We start from the raw sequence: 18,872 nt of genomic DNA on the forward strand, positions 1-18,872 counted from the left end.
ATGAAAACTTTTAGTATCAATGAACCTGTTAAATTAGAAGATTTAAATAATCTAGAAAATAATAGATATGTAGAATATTTTAAAGGAAAAAAATATGGAGAATATGGACTGCCTAGACTAGATGAAGAAGGTTTAAAATTTGTATCAGATGCTGGATATATTTTAAAATATGATGAAGTTGTGATAGATATAGATTGCTTAAATTATAATCAGTTAAAAGCATTGTTAGATAATTTCCCAGAAGAATTAAACACAGAAATGAGAAGAACAGATAGAGGAATACACATTTATTATAAAAAACCAAATAATTGGCATAAAAATTGGCCTAAAAATAGTGTATGTAGCCTTGGATTTCCAATTGAGTATTTATCTTGTAAAACAAATCCAAACGGGGTTGTGATAAAAAGATTTGGGAAAGAAAGAAAAGTTATGAATAAAGGAAAAAGAAAGGTACTTCCCTATATTTTCGATTTATGCAGTAGAGGAACATACAGAAATTGTCTAGGCTTTGTGGAAGGCGATGGTAGAAATAATAACCTGTTTATGATGAGGCAAAGATTAGCCAATTATCCAAACTACAAAAAGAATTTAGAATTTATAAACACTTATATTTTCACAGAGCCATTAGACAAAAAAGAATTAAGTGTTTTACTAGAAAGACCCATTTATTAATTAATTAGAGGTTAGGAAAATGGAAGTATTAAAAAGAGATTTCAAAGAAAAAACAGAAGAATCTGAGGATTTTGGTTTGGTAGATTTAATAGCATATCCTACAAAAGAAATGACAGATGATGTAATAGAAAGTATTTTAGATATAAAAAAAATTGAGTTCACTCCACAAGCCAATGAAGAAAACTCAAACACAAATAATTTAATAGCATTATACCAAGACACAAAATTAATTGCAACAACTAGAAAGCAATTGACAGATTTATTAATTATCAAGAGAGAACAATTAGAAGAAAAGAAAGTGATTAAAAACGTAACAGAAGGACAATTCGCGATGGCACTTTGTAATTATTTAAATATAGTAAATTTTCAGGGCAAATTATATGGATTAACAGGGAATTGGGAAGAACTTGAAACTTCCCACTCTGGTAATTTGATTAAATATTTATTAAATCTAGCTGGAGATAGAAAAACAAGTTATATAAAAGAAGTTATTTCCCAGATATATATTTTTGCAAGAAATTGTAGATATTATGATAACTTACCAATTCTTCTAAAAAATGGATATTTGGAAGATGGAGAATTTAATGTATACGATGAAACGAAAATTAAACCATTTTCACCATATCAGCTTAATATAACTTATCATCCAAAATGTAAAAAAGTGGAAATAATCGATGAATATTTAAATAATTTTAGCACGGGCGAAAAAGAATTTAGAAATATTCTTGAAGAAATTTTAGGATACACCTTAATGACAAACTTTGAAAGAAAAGGCTCTCTAGCTAAGTTTTTCTTTATTGTTGGAGATGGTGGTAATGGAAAAGGGACTTTTCTAAAAGTTATATCCAATTTTTTAGGTATAGAAAATTGTTCCTTAGTATCATCTGAGCAAATTGCAGATGAGCGTTATAACAACAATTTAAAAGGAAAATTAGCAAATCTTGGAGATGATGTTCCAAATAAACCATTAAAAGACAATACAATAAAGATTCTCAAAAACATTTCGTCCTGCGATGAAATATCTTTGAGAAATTTGTTTAATGATGCACATAATTACAGATTAACAGCTACTCTAATATTTACAAGTAACCACATTTTAAAAAGCTGGGAAAAAGATTATGCCTTTAAAAGACGTATTATTTGGATTCCTATGTACTTTAAGCCAGAAAAAGTGGACCCTAATTTTTTAAGCAAATTAACCACTAAAGAAGCTTTGGAATATTGGTTATTTTTAGCAATAGAAGGTTATAAAAGATTATATAAGAATTGCAAATTTACAGATTCCAATATAATCGCAGAATTTAATAAAAAGTATCACCAAGAAAATAACAACGTAGAAATGTATCTAGAATATAAAACAAAAGATGATTTTGTAGATAGAAAGCCACTAGATGTTTATGTCGAATATGAAAACTGGTGTGAAGATGAAGGTTTAGAACCACTTGCTAAGAACACCTTAAAGAATACTATTTGTGCAACTTATAATTTAGTAGTTGGAAGTAAAAGAATACTAATTTCCGATGATTTATTTAACACAAACACACAACTAAAGCAAAAGGTACAAAGAGTTTACAAGAAAATAAATGACACAAATTGCCCGCAATAGAGCCGCAAAATCACCGCAAAATTAAAATATAATCTAACCAAACAAAAAACAAGGACACCAACCTTAAAAACTAATTTTTAAGAGCAGCACCCATTAAAATTAAAAAAGAATAGATAAAATTAAATCCTTTTGCAAGATTTGGTGAGATTATTAAGTTCTGAAGAATATTTTATAGTGATGAAAAAGGCTAATTCAAAGCATTTGCTAATGATTCAAAAAACTATATTAAATTTTATATATATTTAGTTTTTTGATGCGTTATATTCCTATATATTAGGCAATATTTTCGACTCCCGCCGCGGACGCCACACTCACCTAGAAATAGGTGAGTTTTTTTAATTTAAATTAAAAAATAGATCACAAAGCCCTATTTTTCAAAAATTAATGTATCAATTATTTCAGGATTATTGATAAATATATTAAGTAAACGCTGCGAACTACCGCTAGGTTTATTAGTTCCTCTTTCCCAGGATTCAACAGTTTTATTAGAAACATTCATAAGATTTGCGAAACTTTTTTGCGTTAATTTTAGACTGTTTCTTAAATTTTTTATCTCATCTGCTTCCAAAGGTTTTGCATCTTGAATTTCTATTTCCTTTACCTTTGCTTTTGATTTATTCCCTTTATGATAATCAATGGCCTCATTTAATCCTTTTCTTAAATCTTCATAGAAAGACATAATTAAACCTCCTTATAAAAACTTTTTAATTCAGCAACTAATTTTGAGATTTCTTGCTCTTCACTTTTGCTTAAGTTTTCTTTTTTATTTTTTGCATAAACTAAAATAAAAATACTCGTGTCGTTTAAAGGTATGTCAAGATAACATACTCTTACTCCTCCACTTTTTCCTTTATTATTTGCAGAAAATCTCATTTTTCTTAGTCCATTTGTGTTGGGAATGACATTTCATCTATCAGGTTTATCAATAATTAAATTTTCTAATTCTCTTAAATTTTCATCATTTAAACCCAGATTTTTCCATTCCTTCAAGAAAAAATCTACTGCTATAAAAGTTCTTTTCATTTATTACCTCTAAGAAAATAATACCCTATTTAATAGGGTGCTTAAACATTAAAGACGAAGTAAATTTACTTAGTCTTTACTTTTCCATAACTTCTAAAAACTTCTCAGGTTTTTGAAATATAAAGTTCACATGCGTGCAACCTGTAATTTTTAAAATTTTAGAGTTTGGATAATTTTTCTTTATTCTATTTATATTTTTAAGGTTTGGATCTCTTTCTCCAAATATAAATTTTATGTCTTCTTCATTTGGCACTGGTGGCATTATAAAGTTAAGAGATTCATTTACTATATTTTCTATAGATTTATCATCTAAGTTCCCTATTATATCTTTAAATATTTCATACATTCCAGGAAATCTGTCGTAGATTTTTTCTATATTGACATTGCCTTTTAAAAAGTCTTTTCTATAGGATTTTAATTTAACTGAAAGGGCCTTTCTTATTAATTTGTTGAATTTAAATGTTATAAGCCCATCAAGTGTTATATTTTTAAATTTAATCTTTTTAAAAGATATTAAGTTTAAGAAAATATTTGATCCGTAGGAAAATCCTATTCCATATTCGATTTCATTTATTCCCATTGATAAAAGATAATCCTGTATTTTTATTGCATCTAATTTAAAGGATTTAAATTTCCTATCTCTATTTACAAAGTCGGGCATTATTATATAATAATCAGAAAATAATTCTATTATGTCTTTAAAGTTTTCATCATTTGAAAATATTGGTGACAAAACCAGAAGTTTTTTATTTTTTTTATTTCCGTAAAAATTAAAGTTCATCTTTCACCTACTTTTATAGCTTTAATGATATAATAAAATTTGGAGGGATACAACTTGAAATTAAGTAAAAACACTATAGGGCTAATTATAGCCGCAATTATACCCCTTGGACTTGAATTTATTTTTGGGAAAAATCTTTTGGGAGAAAGCTCAATTATGTATTCAATTCTTTGGTTGCTTGTAAATTATTTATTCTTAATGACTTCTTATGAGTTTATTAAAGGCTTTATAAAGATCAATAGTCTAGAAAATGTTAAGCTAAGTAAATCTCCTTATATTTTAAATATTATTATTTATGTGGGATTTTTAGTTTTTGTAAATATTTATTTCTTACAACAGATGTATGTAAGAGATGTTGAAATTATTAATTTTCTAGCTAATCCACTTTTTATAGTGATATTATTTGTTTTATTCTTATTTAATTTACAAAATGGAAAGTTTCCAAATGTCGATGACAAAGAGACTACAATTTATTCTATTGCAAAAAATAGCGGATTTAGAGATGGTAAAGACAGATTTAATACTGTAATTGGATCTTATGAAGATGGTCTTATTGCAGGTAATCAATACTTCCCATTTGAGAATATGAAATCAGTTTCAAAGACAAAGGAAAATGAAATTGTTGTTAAAGGCAAAGAAGAAGACAAAAATTATATTTTAAATATTGGCTCTGAAAATTCAGTTAAAGCAGCAAGAGAAGTATTTTTAAATGCAGCTAATGATAACAAAATTGAAAAGGGAAAAGTCAATATAAAATAATCTTAGGAAAACATTTGACAAAATTAAATGATTGTATTATACTATAGTTAAGCTAGCGAAGATGAAAATAATTGAATTGGTTTTTACATAAGAAAAGGTGATTCCAATGACAAGTTTTATTTTACCCGAAGGGGTTGAGGTAGCAAAGTATCTAGTATAGAGTAGCGCAAGTGCTAAAGGTTTAATGCTTAATTTAAAGGATACTTAAGGCTATAGTTACATAACAATTTAAGATTTAATTAAAAGACCTAAATTTATAGGTCTTTTTTTATTGACATACATCATTAACGTATATATAATGTATATACAGAGAGAAAATATATTTGATAAATAGAATTTACGAAAATGTAATGTTTTTGTAATTGCAATGGATTTCTTGATGTAGTATTATGAAATTACAATACATAAGGAGGTAATTATGAAAAAGAAAATTTACGCAATTGTAATGCTTCTAGTTGCAGCTATTACTCTTGGTGCTTGTAGTGCTAATATGACTTCATATATGGATGCTACAACTAAGATGGCAAGCTGGAAGGGTGCAAAGGTTTCTGGAAATCTTGAGTACAATATTGAAGTTAAGGATCCTCAAACTGAAGAACAAGTTAAGATTAATTTCCCTATTAAAGTTACTGGTGAGCAAATGGGTCAAGACAAAGCTCATATTGTAATGAATATGGACCTAAAGTCTATTAAAGATTTATTAAAGACTGAAGAAGAAAAAGAAGAAGCTAAAAAACTACCTGAAACTATGGATATTGAAATGTTCGTAAATGAAGGTGAAGTTATATTTGCTAAAAACTTCTTCGAACTTGCTGGTGGAGAAAAAGTTAAAGACATTAAAGAAGATTATATTTCTATAGCTACAGATGAAGGAGCAAATGGTCTTTCTGCAAAAGCTATGAAATATCTATCATCAGAAGAATTTAAATCTGATATATTAAAACTTTACGAAAATTCATTAAAAGATGTTAAACCAAGTGTAGATTACAAAGTAGAAGGAAACACTTATACACTTAATGCAAGTGTAGATGAAATTGTTGATGATTTCATTAAGGGTTCAGACAGCGTTATGAAAAACTGGAAAGATGTTTCTGAAGGTATCTTAAAGATAGCTGACAAAATGGAACTTCCTATTGATAACGAAGACAAAAAAGAATTCAAAGAACTTGACAAAAAAATCAAATCTGAAGATTTAAAACAAGCAGCTTCTGGAATTAAAGAAATGCTTAAAGGATCAAAAATCTCAGAAAAGACAACTTTTGAAGATGATAAATGCACACAAGAACTTGATGTAACAGTAAATGTTGCAGGTTTTGTAAAAGTACAAGTTAAAGGTAATGTAGAAACAGTTAAAGATGAAACTGTAAAAATTAACTTCCCAACATCTGTAAAGAAAATTTCTTATGAAGAATATATTAAACTTATTATGCCAGAAATGAATGGCAACTTCTTAACAGTAAGACTTAATGCAGAAGATATCACATTTGATGATTTCGAAGCACTTCCTAAGATTATAAATGACAGAACAATGATTTCAGCATCAAACTTCTATGAAAAGATTGGCGCTAAAGTTGAATGGAATGAAGAAGATAAAACAGCTACAATTACTAAGGGAGAAGACAAAGTTGTTCTTACAATTGGTAAAGATGTAGCTACAGTTAATGGAAAAGAAGTAAAACTTGATTCTCCAGCAACTATAATAAATGACAAGACTTATATTCCTGCAAGATTTGTATCTGAAGCCTTTGGATTTAAAGTTAAATACGATGCAAATGATGGAATGCCAATAGTTGATATTTACAATATTTCTGATGAAGAACTTGCAAAAAAAGTTGAAGAATTAGTAAAAGAAGAAAACTATAGAATCATCGCATCTATGAAATCTGAAATGAAAGACGAAGAAATTGAAAAAACTTTAAAGACAGTTTATGAAGGAAAAGACCTTGAAAAACTTCTTGAAGCTAAAAAGGAATTAGACAAAAATCCTGAACTTCTTAAAAAGTATCAAGATGAATTAGAATCAATTTCTGACAAAGCACTAGATGCTAAAGAAGAAGTTGTAGAAGAAAAAGTTGAAGCAGCAGAAGAAAAGGCTGAATCAAAAGAAGAAAAAGACATTAAAGAAAAAGTTGAACAAAAAGTTGGAACAGAAGCAGCAAAAACTGCTAAAATCCTTTCATCAGTTCTAATTAAATAAAAATAAAAATCCCCTCTTGTCAGGGGATTTTTTAATGCATAAATTTATTTTGCAACTTCAATGATTATGCCTTCTCTCAACTTTTTGTCCATTTCTTTGTATAATTTAGTCTTTTTAGGATTATTAAAATCATATGTTACATCTCTTGGTCCTTGAATTGCTGTTACAATGTTTCCATTTTTTTGATAAATTTTGTCTACAAAATCATATACATCAAAATCTGCAAAATCTTTTTCGTTGTACTGAATTACGCTTAATACCCAACCTTCAAGATTATTATCTTTGTGGTTTGATGCTTCATAGAACTCTATTCTATCAGGAAAATTTTTTATAATAAGATTATTTACGATTTCATTTGGAACCTTTACATTTACCTTTGGATTTCCAAAAGTATATATATTGTAATCACCTTGAGTTTTCACATTCTTATTTTTTGTGTTAGCAACCTTATTTTCTTTAAATTTATCTAGCGAAAATTCTTTAAAATGATTTTCAGATGGAACTATAATAAAGTCTTTAAAAGCATCTCTTGCTTTTGTATATTTAACTAATTCATTACCTTTGTATGATACAAGTGATGAACTATGGTCCATTAAGATCAAATTTTTTCCATTTTCATAATAAATATTTACATCTTTAGTATCTGTTGATGGTTTATTAAAAAGGTATACTGTAGATATTATTCCACTTCCGTTTTTTTGGTGAAGTGACTTTTCGAAGAAATCAATGCCACCAGGTATTATACTTTCAAAACTTGCTTCGATTAATTGGTCGTATTTTTCATCAACGTATAAATAAAATCCATATTTCGAAAAATCAAGTTTTTTATATTTTGATAAATCTTGGTTTTTATAATTTATTCCTTTTCCAATATGGCAAGTTTTATTTGCACTATCCCATTTTACTTCTCGATTAAAAGCTTCTCCAATATATCTAACAGGCACATAAGTTCTGTCATTGTAAAGAATTGGATTAACATCCATTGATTTTTTACTACCGTTTACTGTAAAATCCTTGCTATTTACGTTCATCTTGACATTGGTACTAATTCCATCAGATATATTAATATCTTTGGAGCTAGGGTCATAATTAACATCACATTTTAAAGATTCACCAATAAGCCTAAGGGGAACAAAAGTCCTATCACTACTAATAAAACCAACATCTCTTGAAAAGTTAACTTGGCCATTTTCTTCTCCCATTAAAAGAACTTTTCCATCAGCAACAACATGAACATCAAAGGTATGAGCAAATGTAGTCGTGCTTAAGATTATAAAGAAAATTAAAACAGCAAATAATTTTTTGAAATTTTTCATAATAACCTCCTATTAATTAACCATATATTACCACAGTAAAACAAAAAAGTTTAGATGTTTTCTATTAACTATTATTCTAGAAAATAATCGATTATTGTTTTTTGTGTTATGCCAGTCTTTTCATGGTATTCAATGCCTTCGCAGTGTGGCCAATTCTTTTTACCTACTTGTGATTTTGATCTTTCATAATCTTCTTTTTTTACTACATCAATTGTATCTTCTCTATTTCTATGACCTCCTCTTAGATAGATTACATTATCTTCATATCCTGGAATATCTTCAAGTTTGTGTGTAAAGTTTTTAAGTCCCTTATCTTCTGCTGCTTTCTTTAAAGTTTCCATCATTTTGTCATTCATGCTAGTATCGACAGTTGCAAGAGATAAAGAATCTGCTAAATTCTCATCTCCTCTAGCCATCTTTAGAATTGATGGAAAATAATTTTCGCCATCTTGTGCCTGGATAATTTCCATTAATTCATATTTTCCATCTCTTTCAATATAATCAAGCTCCATAGGGATAACATAGCCTGATTCATTATTAAATATACCATCTTTAAATGAATATTCCATAAATGCAACTTCTGCCAAGATTATTGTCTTTCTATCTTCTTCAAATTCTTTTAAATGATCAATGGTATAAATCATAAAATTTTCAGGACTTCTAGGATATATCTTGTCGTATTCTCTAATATCTTCTATAATCCTCTCTTCATTTAATTCACCGATACTTTTATTTTCTGTATCATCTGAACTTTTAGCACAAGATGTAAGTAGAGCTAAGATTAAAATTATTAATATGTATTTAAGATTTCTCATCACATCACCTCGTTAAATTAATTTTACTACTTAATAATATTTACTTCAACTTAGTTATTAGAGCTAATTTTATAGCCCTAATTATGGTATAATAAATTTAATTTTGCAAAAGGGGGCTAATATGAAAGCTGTAATTACTGTAATTGGTAGCGATAAAATAGGTATCGTATATGAAGTTGTTAAAAAAATGGTGGAGTTTGACCTTAATATTGTAGACATCACTCAAACTATCTTAGATGACACTTTTACAATGATTGTAATTGTTGATTTAGAAAAGATGAATGTTGAATTTTCTGAAGTTGTTAAAGCCTATGAAGAACTTGGCGAAAAGCTAAATCTATCTATTAGAGTTCAACATAGAGGAATTTTTGACAAGATGCACAGCATTTAAGGAGGCACTCGTGGATAAAAATCAAATTTTAGAAACAGTTAGAATGCTAGATTCTGAAAATCTAGACATTAGAACTGTAACTTTAGGCATTTCACTTCTCGATTGTATTGATGAAGATGGCGAAAAATCTAGAGAAAAAATTTACAACAAAATAATTAAATATGGAAAAAATCTAGTTGAATATGCAAATGAGATAGGAAGAAAATATGGAGTTGAAATTGTAAACAAAAGAATTTCAGTAACTCCTATTGCACTTATTGCAGGCGCGACAGATGAAAAAGATTACTTAGAATTTGCAAAGACTCTTGACAGAGCTGCAAAGGAAATTGGTGTAGACTTTATTGGCGGATTCTCAGCACTTGTGCATGGCGACATGACTCCAGCTGATGAAAAATTAATCCGTTCAATCCCAGAAGTTTTAAAAAAGACAGAAAAAGTCTGCTCATCAATAAATGTTGGAACTACAAAAAATGGACTTAATATGGATGCAGTTAAGCTACTTGGTGAAGTTATTGTAAAAACTGCAGAAAATACAAAGGACCAAGACTCCATAGGATGTGCAAAACTTGTAGTATTTGCAAATGCCGTTGAAGACAATCCATTTATGGCGGGGGCATTTCACGGAGTTGGAATGGGCGATGTAGTGCTTCATGTTGGAGTATCTGGTCCCGGAGTAGTTAAATACGCACTAGAAAAAGTTCGTGGCGAAAGCTTTAACATAGTTTCTGAAACAATTAAGAAAACTGCATTTAAGATTACAAGACTTGGAGAATTAATTGGTAAAGAAGTTGCTGATAAAATTGGCGTACCTTTTGGCACAATTGATTTATCCCTTGCACCAACTCCTGCAATTGGAGATTCTGTTGCAAGAATTTTAGAAGAAATTGGTATCGAATTTGCAGGTGGACATGGAACAACTGCTGCTCTTGCAATGCTTAATGATGCCGTTAAAAAGGGTGGAATCATGGCAAGTGATCATGTAGGTGGACTTAGTGGAGCATTTATTCCTGTATCTGAAGATGAAGGGATGATTGCAGCTGCAAGAGATGGACACATTGGACTTGACAAACTTGAAGCCATGACTTGCGTGTGTTCAGTAGGTCTTGATATGATTGCAATTCCAGGAGATACAAGGCCTTCAACAATTTCTGCAATAATTGCAGATGAGGCAATGATTGGTATAATAAATCAAAAGACAACTGCAGTAAGACTTATACCAGTAATTGGAAAGGGAGTTGGCGAAGAAGCAGTCTTTGGAGGACTTTTAGGTTCTGCACCGATTATACCAGTGCATCAAGGATCATGTGAAGACTTTGCAAATAGAGGTGGCTATATACCAGCACCTGTACACAGTTTTAAAAATTAGTTAAAGAAGGTTTTATGCCTTCTTTTTTTATAGGAGGAATAATGAGTTTTGAATTAAAGGGAATTGAAAATTTAGATAATCTTGGAAGACTTAAGTATATGCTTGATTTTTCTAAGGCTACAATAGATACTGAAAATGATTTTATTGCAATGATGGCAAATATTTCTTCAATAATCATGGCGACTGTAGAGGATTTAAACTGGGCGGGATTTTATATCGTAAGGGGAGATGAGCTAGTTCTTGGACCTTTTCAAGGACTTCCAGCTTGCACAAGACTTAAAGATGAAGGAGTTTGCGTGGCTTCGTGGAAGAGCAAAAAGCCTGTGAGAGTTGAAAATGTGCATGAATTTGATGGACATGTGGCATGCGATTCTGCTTCTAATTCTGAGCTTGTTCTGCCTCTTCTTTTAAACAATGAAGTGGTGGCAGTTTTGGATTTAGATTCTCCATTAATTGGACGATTTTCTGAAGTTGAAGAGGAGTATTTTGTGGAGCTTGTCAAGGAAATGGAAAAGGATCTTTCTAAAAATTTATAAATTTATTTAGAGGATTGTACCTTTGAATTAAAAAAAGCACGCGAATAAAAAATAATATGTGTTTTTTAGTTGGGACAGTCCCCATTTAAACCTGCCAGGGACAGTCCCATAAACAAAAGGCAGTCATGGGACTAGACCTTTTAACGCAATAGAGCTGAAAGGCAGCCGGCTAACACTATTTACGAAAGTCCCATAAATATGAAAAAAAGGCAGCACAGCCGCCTTAATCTTACTTGTTCTTTGAAAATTCTTCTGCTTTTGCGATAAATGATTTATATAAATTTAACGCATTTTCATCATTATCAGCTACAATTTGATCTTCTGGATGGTATTGAACTCCCAAGAAATAAGTCTTGTCAGTTCTTTCAATTGCCTCAATTGTTCCATCATCAGCCTTTGCAATAACCTTTAGATTATCGCCAAGATCTTTAATTGTTTGGTGATGCCAAGAGTTTACTTCAATTACACCATCTTTACCTATTGCATCTGCAAGTAAATTATCTTTATCTACAGTTATATTGTGTTTTACATATACTTCAAGATTTGGATCTCTGTGCACTATATCAGTTGGGTTTTGAACAATTATATCTTGATATAATGTTCCACCAGATAAAATATTTGTAAGTTGCATTCCTCTACAAGTTGCAATTGTCGGTTTGTCTTCTTCTAAAAGTGCCTGAACTAAGAAAAGGTCTGAACTGTCTCTTCTTTCATCAATTTCTTCTAGAGTTTCAATTGGCTCTTCATTGTAAAGTGCAGGGTTTAAGTCTGCTCCACCAGTTACAATTACACCACTTACATTTGAGATTTCTTTCTTAGCTTGCTCAAGAGATTTAATTTCATTTAAGAAAACAACCTCAGCACCTGCTTTTCTAAGTGCGTCTGCAAAAACTTGAGTATCTTCGTCTACCTTGTCTTTTGAATCCTCGTGTGCATCGTCTGTAGACCAAGAAAGTCCGATTTTAGGGGCTTCAGTTTTTTGAGAGCAACCTGTCAATACTAAAATTGCAAGAATTAAAATAGCTAGTACTTTTAAATTTCTTTTCATTTTTTTCTCCTTATAATAAAATTAACCTTTTTAATTATAAATGGTGTAAGATAAAAATACTAGCTTTTTTTATTAAATTTAACAAAAACTTTAAAATATTAAATTATTCTATGATTTTAAAAATTGCATCTGAAGATTTTCTCTTCTTTTCTCGAAGTTTGTCGTTTTTTGCATAGCCAATTGCTATTACAAGTCTTACTCTTGATTTAATGCCAAGTAAATCTTGAAGCTTCTTTTCGTCAAACCAACCTAATATGCAAGTTGAAAGCCCAAGAGTTGTCGCCTGTGCAGTAAAATATGCGACAGAAATTCCAATATCAACTGATTTAAAATCTTGATCCTTTACAGATGAGCCAATTTTTGCAGTTAAGTTGTAATTTTCTTCAGTTATAACGGCAAAGGTGTTTACATCTTTTGCAAAGGAGTTCATTGCTCCAAGAGTTAAATATTTTGAAAGAGATTTTGCCTTATCTCCCTTGACTATGTGATAAAAATATGGCTGTGCATTGCAAGCTGATGGTGATAATTTCATAGATTCAAGGCATGATAAAATCTTATCGTCTTCTACTTCTCTATCCTTATCATAATCTCTAACAGATTGCCTGATTTTTGCAATTTCAATAAATTCATTAAATTCCATAAAATCATCCCTTTAAAAATTCATCTAAACTTCCATCAAAAAAGAAATAATCATCATCTCTTTTAAGAACTGGAACTCCAACTTTATTTTCTTCTACAATTTCATCAAATTCTTCAGAGAAATCTCTTTCTTTTAGAAATCTCTTTAAATTAGCCATGGACTCAGTAATATCCACAATCTCTACATTTAGATTTTTATCATTAATCTCTTTAATAGCTGGTGGACAGTCTGGGCAAAGGCTTGAAACAAAAAGTGTCATCATATTTATCTCCTCCAAAAATTCATTAAGTACTTTATAAAAATTCATATCATCTTCTTTTTTTCTCTTAGAGATATGAGTGTAAATTTTTTGCTCTCTCAACTTTCTATTTATATGTCTTTTGCTAAGCTCACTTAAAATATTGTCATCATCAATAAACTTACCCTGAAAGTCTAAGATAATTGCGGACTTAGAAAGAGCAAGAGAAGAAAGTCCTCTGTCATTTGTTATAACAAGGTCTCCTTTATTTGCATGATTTGCAATATATAGATCAGCCTCTTCCTTGTTTACATCCACATCTATAATCTTACCATAACTCGTCTCAAAGACTTGGGTGAAATTTTTGACCAAAAGAAGCTTCGCACCGTATTTCTTTGAAAGATTAATTACAATATCTCTAATAGGAGCTCCGTCAGCATCTAGTAAAATTTTCATAGACCCTCCTTTGTAATTTTTTACCCATTTTGTGAAATTTTATCCTTATAGAGTATTAATAAAAGCAAAAACTATTGAAAATTAGATGAATTTTTAATAGACTAAGATAAGGAGGATTTCCGATGAAATATATTTACAGAATTTTTATATTCTTGACAGTTGTCCTGCTCCTAGGGGCACTTGGGCTTACATTTATGTTTATGCCAAGGGGCGAAAAGTTATCAGAAAATGAAAATACAAAACGAGAAGAAACTATAGATGAACCTAGAAAAGCTAGCGTATTTAATGAAGATAAGGACATTGTCAATATTCTCTTAATTGGAATCGACTCAAGTGAAGTTACATACGAAGTTGACGAGGACTCAAAAAGAGCAGACACAATAATGGTTTTATCAATTGATCCAAAAATCAATAAAGTTAGACTATTATCAGTGCCAAGAGACACGAGATATAAAATAAAGGGCTATGACAATTATAGAATAAATGCAGCATATTCCCGTGGAGGAATTGAACTTCAAGTATCATCAGTTGAAGATTTGCTTGGAATAGATATTAATCATTATATAACTGTGAATTATGAAGCAGTTAAAGAGCTTGTAGATGCAATAGGTGGAGTTGAAGTTTATACACCAGAGTATAAATACACTGACCCTTCAACAATACCTCCACTTGTAATAGATTTTGAAGAAGGTTTACATTTATTAGATGGAGAAGAATCTGTTAAATACCTAAGAATTAGAAAGCTATATGAAAACCAAGACCTTGACAGAATCAAAGCTCAACAAGGTTTTATTATGGCGTTATTTGACAAGATGAAAAATCCTAAGATGATTTTAAAACTTCCAAAACTAATATCAATTGCAAATAGACATATTGAGACAGACTTAAGTTATGCAGAATTATCTTATCTTGCATATTATGGACTAAGCCTTGAAAAAGATGACATCAATATGGAACTACTTGAAGGCGAAATGAGAAAGGGTTCACCACTTTATTATGTGGATTATGACAATGCAAAATATCAAGCGAGAAGTTTTGCAAAACTCAGAGACAATACAGAAGAGATAAGTGATGAAAACTTGACAGAAGAAGAAAGAGAAGAAAAATTAAAAAATGAAGAACTTAGAAATAGAATAGATAGAGAATCTGGTGGAGTTTCAAGTTCAAATGAAGAGGATGTGTGAAGCATCCTTTTTTTAATGGTACTGAGACGAGCGACTGGTCGTGAGTCGGAGATGTCAAAATAATACTGAGACAAGAGAATTTTATGAAGTTTTTGCATAAATTTAACCACTTAACTTAAATTTTCTACCACTTACACAAAATCTAGTGAATTATAATTTTATTATTTTATAATTAAAGCATAAGGAGGTCAAAAGTGAATGTAAAGATTATTATTGATGAAGTTTATAAGGAGACAATTGTAAAAATTTTTACCAATAAGTATTCTAAGGAAATTGAAAATATAAAAGAGAGTCTTGAAGGAAGTTCTAGTGATAAGATAACTGCCTTTAAAGATGACGAAATTAAGTTAATCGACTACAAATATATTTCTAGGTTTTTTGCAGAAAATAATAAAATCTATCTTGAAAGTGGAAAGGATACATTTACAACAAGACTTAGAATATATGAACTAGAGGATAGGCTTCCAAAGAATAAATTTATAAAAATTTCTCGCTCTGAAATTGTAAATTTAGATTACATCAATAGGCTTGACCTTTCTTTTACTGGCACAATTGCTCTTGAAATGAAAGATGGCAATGTTACTTATGTTTCTAGAAGAAATCTTAAGAATTTTAAAAAGGCCCTTGGTCTTTAGGGGGAATTATGAAAAATTTATCGAAATTTACAGTATCTTTTTTAGTTGGCGTTGGTATTGGAGCTATTATTGAAATGATTATGACATTGATTTTCAAAGAATTTATTGTAGGAACTCCAGATTTTGTAGCTATACACTCTCCCGAATTTGTAAAAGTTTCGCAGACATTAATTTATGGTGGTTTTGGAATAGTTTCTGTTTTGGCGTCTAAAATTTATGAAAAGAAGCTATCGCTTTTTGTGCAAGCTACAACTCACATGGCTTCTATGCTTTTATATTTTTTATTTGCAGGTTATTTCTTAAAATGGTTTGATAATATCACGGGATTAGTTATGTCAATTATCTCATTCTTTATAATTTATTTAATTATTTGGAGCGTGTTTTATTTTATAAATAAGAGAGAAATTGAAGAGATTAATAAAAAATTATCTTGATTAAAAGATTTCCTATTATGGGGAATCTTTTTTTATTGACAAGTGTTACATACTGTTATATAGTGTTATATATAAAGGAGCTCCAAATGAAGATAATTTTAATTAACAATTCCTCTGTTCCTCTTTACGAGCAGATTAAGGAATCGATAAAAGAAAATATTTTAAAAGACAAAATAAAATCTGGCGAGAAACTTCCTTCTGTTAGAAATCTTTCTAAGGAGTTAGGCGTAAGCATTTTAACTGTTAAAAAGGCCTATGACGAGCTTGAATCAGAAGGCTTCATCGAGTCTAGGCAAGGTCTTGGGACTTTTGTTGCAGAAGAAGATCCTAATTTAAGAAGGGAAGAAAAGCAAAAGATTTTAGAGGAGAATTTATCAAAGGCAATTGAAATCTCTAAGGAAATTAAGCTTTCAAAGGAAACTTTCCTAGAACTTTTTGAATATTTATATGGAGGAGAAGAAAATGGATAATAAGATTGAAGTTAAAAACCTTCACAAAAAGTTTGATCATTTTACACTTGGCGAAAATTCTTTTTCTATACCAAAGGGTTACATCACAGGATTTATAGGCAAAAATGGAATGGGAAAAACATCTACTATTAAGGCGATTTTATCTCTTATTAATTACGAAGGAAAAATTTATGTAGATGGAGATGATGTAAAATCACTTGATTATCTGCAAGATGTGGGAATTATAATGGATGATTCCCTTCTCTCAAAGGACTGGACTCTTAATAGTGTAAATGATGCAATGAATATTGGATACAATAATTGGCAGGAAGATGTATTTTTTGATTATTTAAATAGATTTGGGTTAGATAAGAACTCTAAGGTTAAAGACCTATCTAGAGGAATGAATATAAAGCTAATGCTTTCAATTGCACTTTCTCACAAAGCAAATTTACTAATACTTGATGAACCGACATCAGGTCTTGACCCAAGTATGAGAGATGAACTTTCAGATATATTACAAGAATTTGTAGCAGATGAAGATAATACAGTTTTGTTTTCAACTCATATAACTCAAGACCTTGATAGAATTGCTGATTTTATAATATTTATTGACCATGGTAAAATAATTTTTTCTGATACTAAGGAAGCTTTCCAAGAAAAATACATTGTAGTAAAGGGCGGAATAGAAGATTTTGATTTACTAAAAGATGTTAAAATTCTTGGTGGCAAGAAGTTAGCTCATAATTTTGAAGCTTTAGTTGAAAGGGATAAATTTAATGTGGATTCAGATGAACTTGTAATTGAAGAGCCTAATATCGATAGGGTTATGGTACTTTATGGAAGGAGCAGAATATGAGTGAAATTAAAAAGATTTTAAAATTAGACTGGGTAACAACAAGACCATATTTTACAATCAAAAATTTGTTGGTAATGATTTTTCTATGTGCAATTCTTTTCTTCTCAACTAAAAATCCACTCACTACAGTTTCAATGCCTCTTATTTTTGCGATACTCTACTCATCTTATCCATTCTTAGTGGGAGAAGATGCAGGAATAGATGCTCTTTATAGAATCTTTGGCATAAAGTCAAAGAATGTAGTACTAGGAAGATATATATTTTCTGTATTTTTATATATTGGATTTGCCTTGTTTGGACTTTTGGTGGCTTTAGTATTATTTTTACTTGGAAACAAAATTAATGCATCTGAAGTCCTAGGCTCTTACGGAATTTATACAATTATCTATCTTTTAATAGTAAATTTCCAATATCCATTTTTCTTTAAGCTTGGATATCAAAAAGCAAGACTTGTAGCAATGGTGGGAATTTTCTTATTTGGTGGTATAGCAGGAGCCTTATTTGCAGGTTTTTCTGAGCTAATATTAAGTCTTTCACAAAATCCAACAGTTTTAATAATTGCAGGTTTAGTTATGATAGCTATAATCTTTGCAATTTCAATTAATTTCTCAATAAGATTTTATAGAAAAAAAGACTTTTAAAAAAGGATGCATCTTGGCATCCTTTATTTTTTACAATTTTCTATTTTCACGAGATTTTTCTAGTGGGAATTTTTCCCTCTCTCTTTTTACTTTTTCCGCTTTTATTTCTACGACTTCAACACTTGGTTCAGTTCCCATATCTATTACAACTTCGCCACTTGGCTCAATTACAAGTGAGTGAGCATAGGCATTTCTTGAAAGATCATCATCTCTTGCAATTGTTGGAGAAATCATATAGCATTGTGAATCAATTGCCCTTGCTTGATTTAGTAATTGGAAGTGTTTTTCTCCAGTTTTAACTAAGAAAGTTGATGGAGCAAAGATTACTTCGGCACCAAATTCTCTAAATCTTTGGAACATTTCTGGAAATCTTAGGTCAAAACAAATTGCAAGTCCAAAAATTCCAAACTCAGTTTCAAAAACTCCAAGGGATTTGCCACCGGATAATGTATCAGATTCTTTAAAGCCTTCAATATCAAATAAATTTACCTTGGAATATCTGTAGATTTCTTCGCCATCTCTGTTAAAAACATAGGAGCGGTTATAAATTTTATCGCCAATCTTAACTGGAATTGATCCACCTACAAGATAAATTTTGTTTTTCTTTGCAACTTCACTCATCTTTTTGTAAGAGATGTCGTATTCCTTTTCTGCGAACTTTAAAAAATAGGAATTTTGATAAGGGCAGTTCCACATTTCTGGAAGACAGACTACATCTGCACCCATTTCACTTGCCTTATTTACATATTCTTCCATCTTTTCTAAATTATGATTTTTATCTCCCTTTGCAGGAAGCTGAACTATACCAACTTTAAAATCTTTCATA

22 protein-coding genes are annotated in these 18,872 nt (G+C 30.1%); 13 read left to right on the top strand and 9 right to left on the bottom strand.

Annotated elements, in window-relative coordinates:
* Positions 1-672 (top strand): hypothetical protein, encoded by a 672-nt coding sequence (locus KQI68_RS01480; protein WP_216548279.1) that lies wholly within the window; start codon positions 1-3, stop codon positions 670-672.
* A gap of 19 nt (positions 673-691) precedes the next feature.
* Positions 692-2,278 (top strand): DNA primase family protein, encoded by a 1,587-nt coding sequence (locus KQI68_RS01485; protein WP_216548280.1) that lies wholly within the window; start codon positions 692-694, stop codon positions 2,276-2,278.
* Positions 2,279-2,645: 367 nt separating this feature from the next.
* Here the strand turns inward: KQI68_RS01485 and nadS are convergent, their stop codons facing one another.
* From nadS to KQI68_RS01500, 3 genes are all read right to left on the bottom strand, one after another.
* A complete protein-coding gene (gene nadS / locus KQI68_RS01490) occupies positions 2,646-2,957 on the bottom strand; it encodes a NadS family protein (protein ID WP_216548281.1) in 312 nt (103 codons plus the stop codon).
* 2 nt (positions 2,958-2,959) lie between these two features.
* Positions 2,960-3,151, bottom strand: a complete 192-nt coding sequence (locus tag KQI68_RS01495; RefSeq protein WP_216548282.1) for a type II toxin-antitoxin system RelE/ParE family toxin — start codon at positions 3,149-3,151, stop codon at positions 2,960-2,962.
* 226 nt (positions 3,152-3,377) lie between these two features.
* Positions 3,378-4,082 carry a hypothetical protein gene (locus KQI68_RS01500; RefSeq protein ID WP_216548284.1) on the bottom strand — a complete coding sequence of 235 codons (705 nt, stop codon included), beginning with the start codon at positions 4,080-4,082 and terminating at the stop codon, positions 3,378-3,380.
* 54 nt (positions 4,083-4,136) lie between these two features.
* Between KQI68_RS01500 and KQI68_RS01505 the strand changes: the two genes are divergently transcribed.
* Together KQI68_RS01505 and KQI68_RS01510 are read left to right on the top strand one after the other, a co-directional pair.
* On the top strand, positions 4,137-4,841 hold the full coding sequence (locus KQI68_RS01505) for a hypothetical protein (RefSeq protein ID WP_216548285.1): 705 nt from the start codon (positions 4,137-4,139) through the stop codon (positions 4,839-4,841).
* A 418-nt stretch (positions 4,842-5,259) separates the two neighbouring features.
* A complete protein-coding gene (locus tag KQI68_RS01510) occupies positions 5,260-7,038 on the top strand; it encodes a copper amine oxidase N-terminal domain-containing protein (protein ID WP_216548286.1) in 1,779 nt (592 codons plus the stop codon).
* A 44-nt stretch (positions 7,039-7,082) separates the two neighbouring features.
* Here KQI68_RS01510 and KQI68_RS01515 read toward each other — a convergent pair whose 3' ends face one another.
* Positions 7,083-8,354, bottom strand: a complete 1,272-nt coding sequence (locus tag KQI68_RS01515) for a copper amine oxidase N-terminal domain-containing protein (protein ID WP_216548287.1) — start codon at positions 8,352-8,354, stop codon at positions 7,083-7,085.
* Positions 8,355-8,425: 71 nt separating this feature from the next.
* Positions 8,426-9,169 (bottom strand): hypothetical protein, encoded by a 744-nt coding sequence (locus KQI68_RS01520; RefSeq protein WP_216548288.1) that lies wholly within the window; start codon positions 9,167-9,169, stop codon positions 8,426-8,428.
* Between the two features lie 121 nt (positions 9,170-9,290).
* On the opposite strand from KQI68_RS01520, the gene KQI68_RS01525 reads away from it, so the two are divergent.
* Genes KQI68_RS01525 through KQI68_RS01535 form a run of 3 tightly spaced genes read left to right on the top strand, consistent with a single transcriptional unit; the run spans position 9,291 to position 11,462 of the window.
* The gene (locus KQI68_RS01525) at positions 9,291-9,560 is read left to right on the top strand and encodes an ACT domain-containing protein (protein WP_216548290.1); all 270 of its coding nucleotides are present in this window, start codon (positions 9,291-9,293) and stop codon (positions 9,558-9,560) included.
* Positions 9,561-9,570: 10 nt separating this feature from the next.
* Positions 9,571-10,926 carry a PFL family protein gene (locus KQI68_RS01530; RefSeq protein WP_216548291.1) on the top strand — a complete coding sequence of 452 codons (1,356 nt, stop codon included), beginning with the start codon at positions 9,571-9,573 and terminating at the stop codon, positions 10,924-10,926.
* Positions 10,927-10,967: 41 nt separating this feature from the next.
* Positions 10,968-11,462 (top strand): GAF domain-containing protein, encoded by a 495-nt coding sequence (locus KQI68_RS01535; protein WP_216548293.1) that lies wholly within the window; start codon positions 10,968-10,970, stop codon positions 11,460-11,462.
* Between the two features lie 229 nt (positions 11,463-11,691).
* On the opposite strand, the gene KQI68_RS01540 is transcribed toward KQI68_RS01535, so the two are convergent.
* The 3 genes from KQI68_RS01540 to KQI68_RS01550 all read right to left on the bottom strand — a co-directional run bounded on the left by KQI68_RS01540 (position 11,692) and on the right by KQI68_RS01550 (position 13,844).
* Complete coding sequence (locus tag KQI68_RS01540; RefSeq protein WP_216548294.1) at positions 11,692-12,510, bottom strand: gamma-glutamyl-gamma-aminobutyrate hydrolase family protein; 819 nt, start codon at positions 12,508-12,510, stop codon at positions 11,692-11,694.
* A 103-nt stretch (positions 12,511-12,613) separates the two neighbouring features.
* Positions 12,614-13,150, bottom strand: a complete 537-nt coding sequence (locus tag KQI68_RS01545; protein WP_216548295.1) for a nitroreductase family protein — start codon at positions 13,148-13,150, stop codon at positions 12,614-12,616.
* 4 nt (positions 13,151-13,154) lie between these two features.
* Positions 13,155-13,844 (bottom strand): DUF188 domain-containing protein, encoded by a 690-nt coding sequence (locus KQI68_RS01550; RefSeq protein ID WP_216548296.1) that lies wholly within the window; start codon positions 13,842-13,844, stop codon positions 13,155-13,157.
* A gap of 122 nt (positions 13,845-13,966) precedes the next feature.
* On the opposite strand from KQI68_RS01550, the gene KQI68_RS01555 reads away from it, so the two are divergent.
* From KQI68_RS01555 to KQI68_RS01580, 6 genes are all read left to right on the top strand, one after another.
* The gene (locus KQI68_RS01555; protein WP_216548297.1) at positions 13,967-15,028 is read left to right on the top strand and encodes an LCP family protein; all 1,062 of its coding nucleotides are present in this window, start codon (positions 13,967-13,969) and stop codon (positions 15,026-15,028) included.
* A gap of 194 nt (positions 15,029-15,222) precedes the next feature.
* Positions 15,223-15,663 carry a LytTR family DNA-binding domain-containing protein gene (locus KQI68_RS01560; protein ID WP_216548298.1) on the top strand — a complete coding sequence of 147 codons (441 nt, stop codon included), beginning with the start codon at positions 15,223-15,225 and terminating at the stop codon, positions 15,661-15,663.
* A gap of 8 nt (positions 15,664-15,671) precedes the next feature.
* On the top strand, positions 15,672-16,097 hold the full coding sequence (locus tag KQI68_RS01565; RefSeq protein ID WP_216548299.1) for a DUF3021 domain-containing protein: 426 nt from the start codon (positions 15,672-15,674) through the stop codon (positions 16,095-16,097).
* Between the two features lie 86 nt (positions 16,098-16,183).
* Positions 16,184-16,567, top strand: coding sequence for a GntR family transcriptional regulator (locus tag KQI68_RS01570; protein ID WP_216548300.1), 384 nt, complete (start codon positions 16,184-16,186; stop codon positions 16,565-16,567).
* Positions 16,560-17,405: an ABC transporter ATP-binding protein gene (locus KQI68_RS01575; RefSeq protein ID WP_216548301.1), complete on the top strand. Its 846-nt coding sequence runs from the start codon at positions 16,560-16,562 to the stop codon at positions 17,403-17,405. Before KQI68_RS01570 ends, KQI68_RS01575 begins: the two co-directional genes overlap by 8 nt.
* On the top strand, positions 17,402-18,046 hold the full coding sequence (locus KQI68_RS01580) for an ABC-2 transporter permease (protein ID WP_216548303.1): 645 nt from the start codon (positions 17,402-17,404) through the stop codon (positions 18,044-18,046). Before KQI68_RS01575 ends, KQI68_RS01580 begins: the two co-directional genes overlap by 4 nt.
* A 30-nt stretch (positions 18,047-18,076) precedes the next feature.
* Here KQI68_RS01580 and KQI68_RS01585 read toward each other — a convergent pair whose 3' ends face one another.
* The gene (locus KQI68_RS01585) at positions 18,077-18,871 is read right to left on the bottom strand and encodes a carbon-nitrogen hydrolase family protein (protein ID WP_216548305.1); all 795 of its coding nucleotides are present in this window, start codon (positions 18,869-18,871) and stop codon (positions 18,077-18,079) included.
* Between the last annotated feature and the right edge of the window lies 1 nt (position 18,872).

This window comes from Peptoniphilus ovalis (assembly GCF_018919265.1).
Lineage (GTDB): Bacteria > Bacillota > Clostridia > Tissierellales > Peptoniphilaceae > Peptoniphilus_A > Peptoniphilus_A ovalis.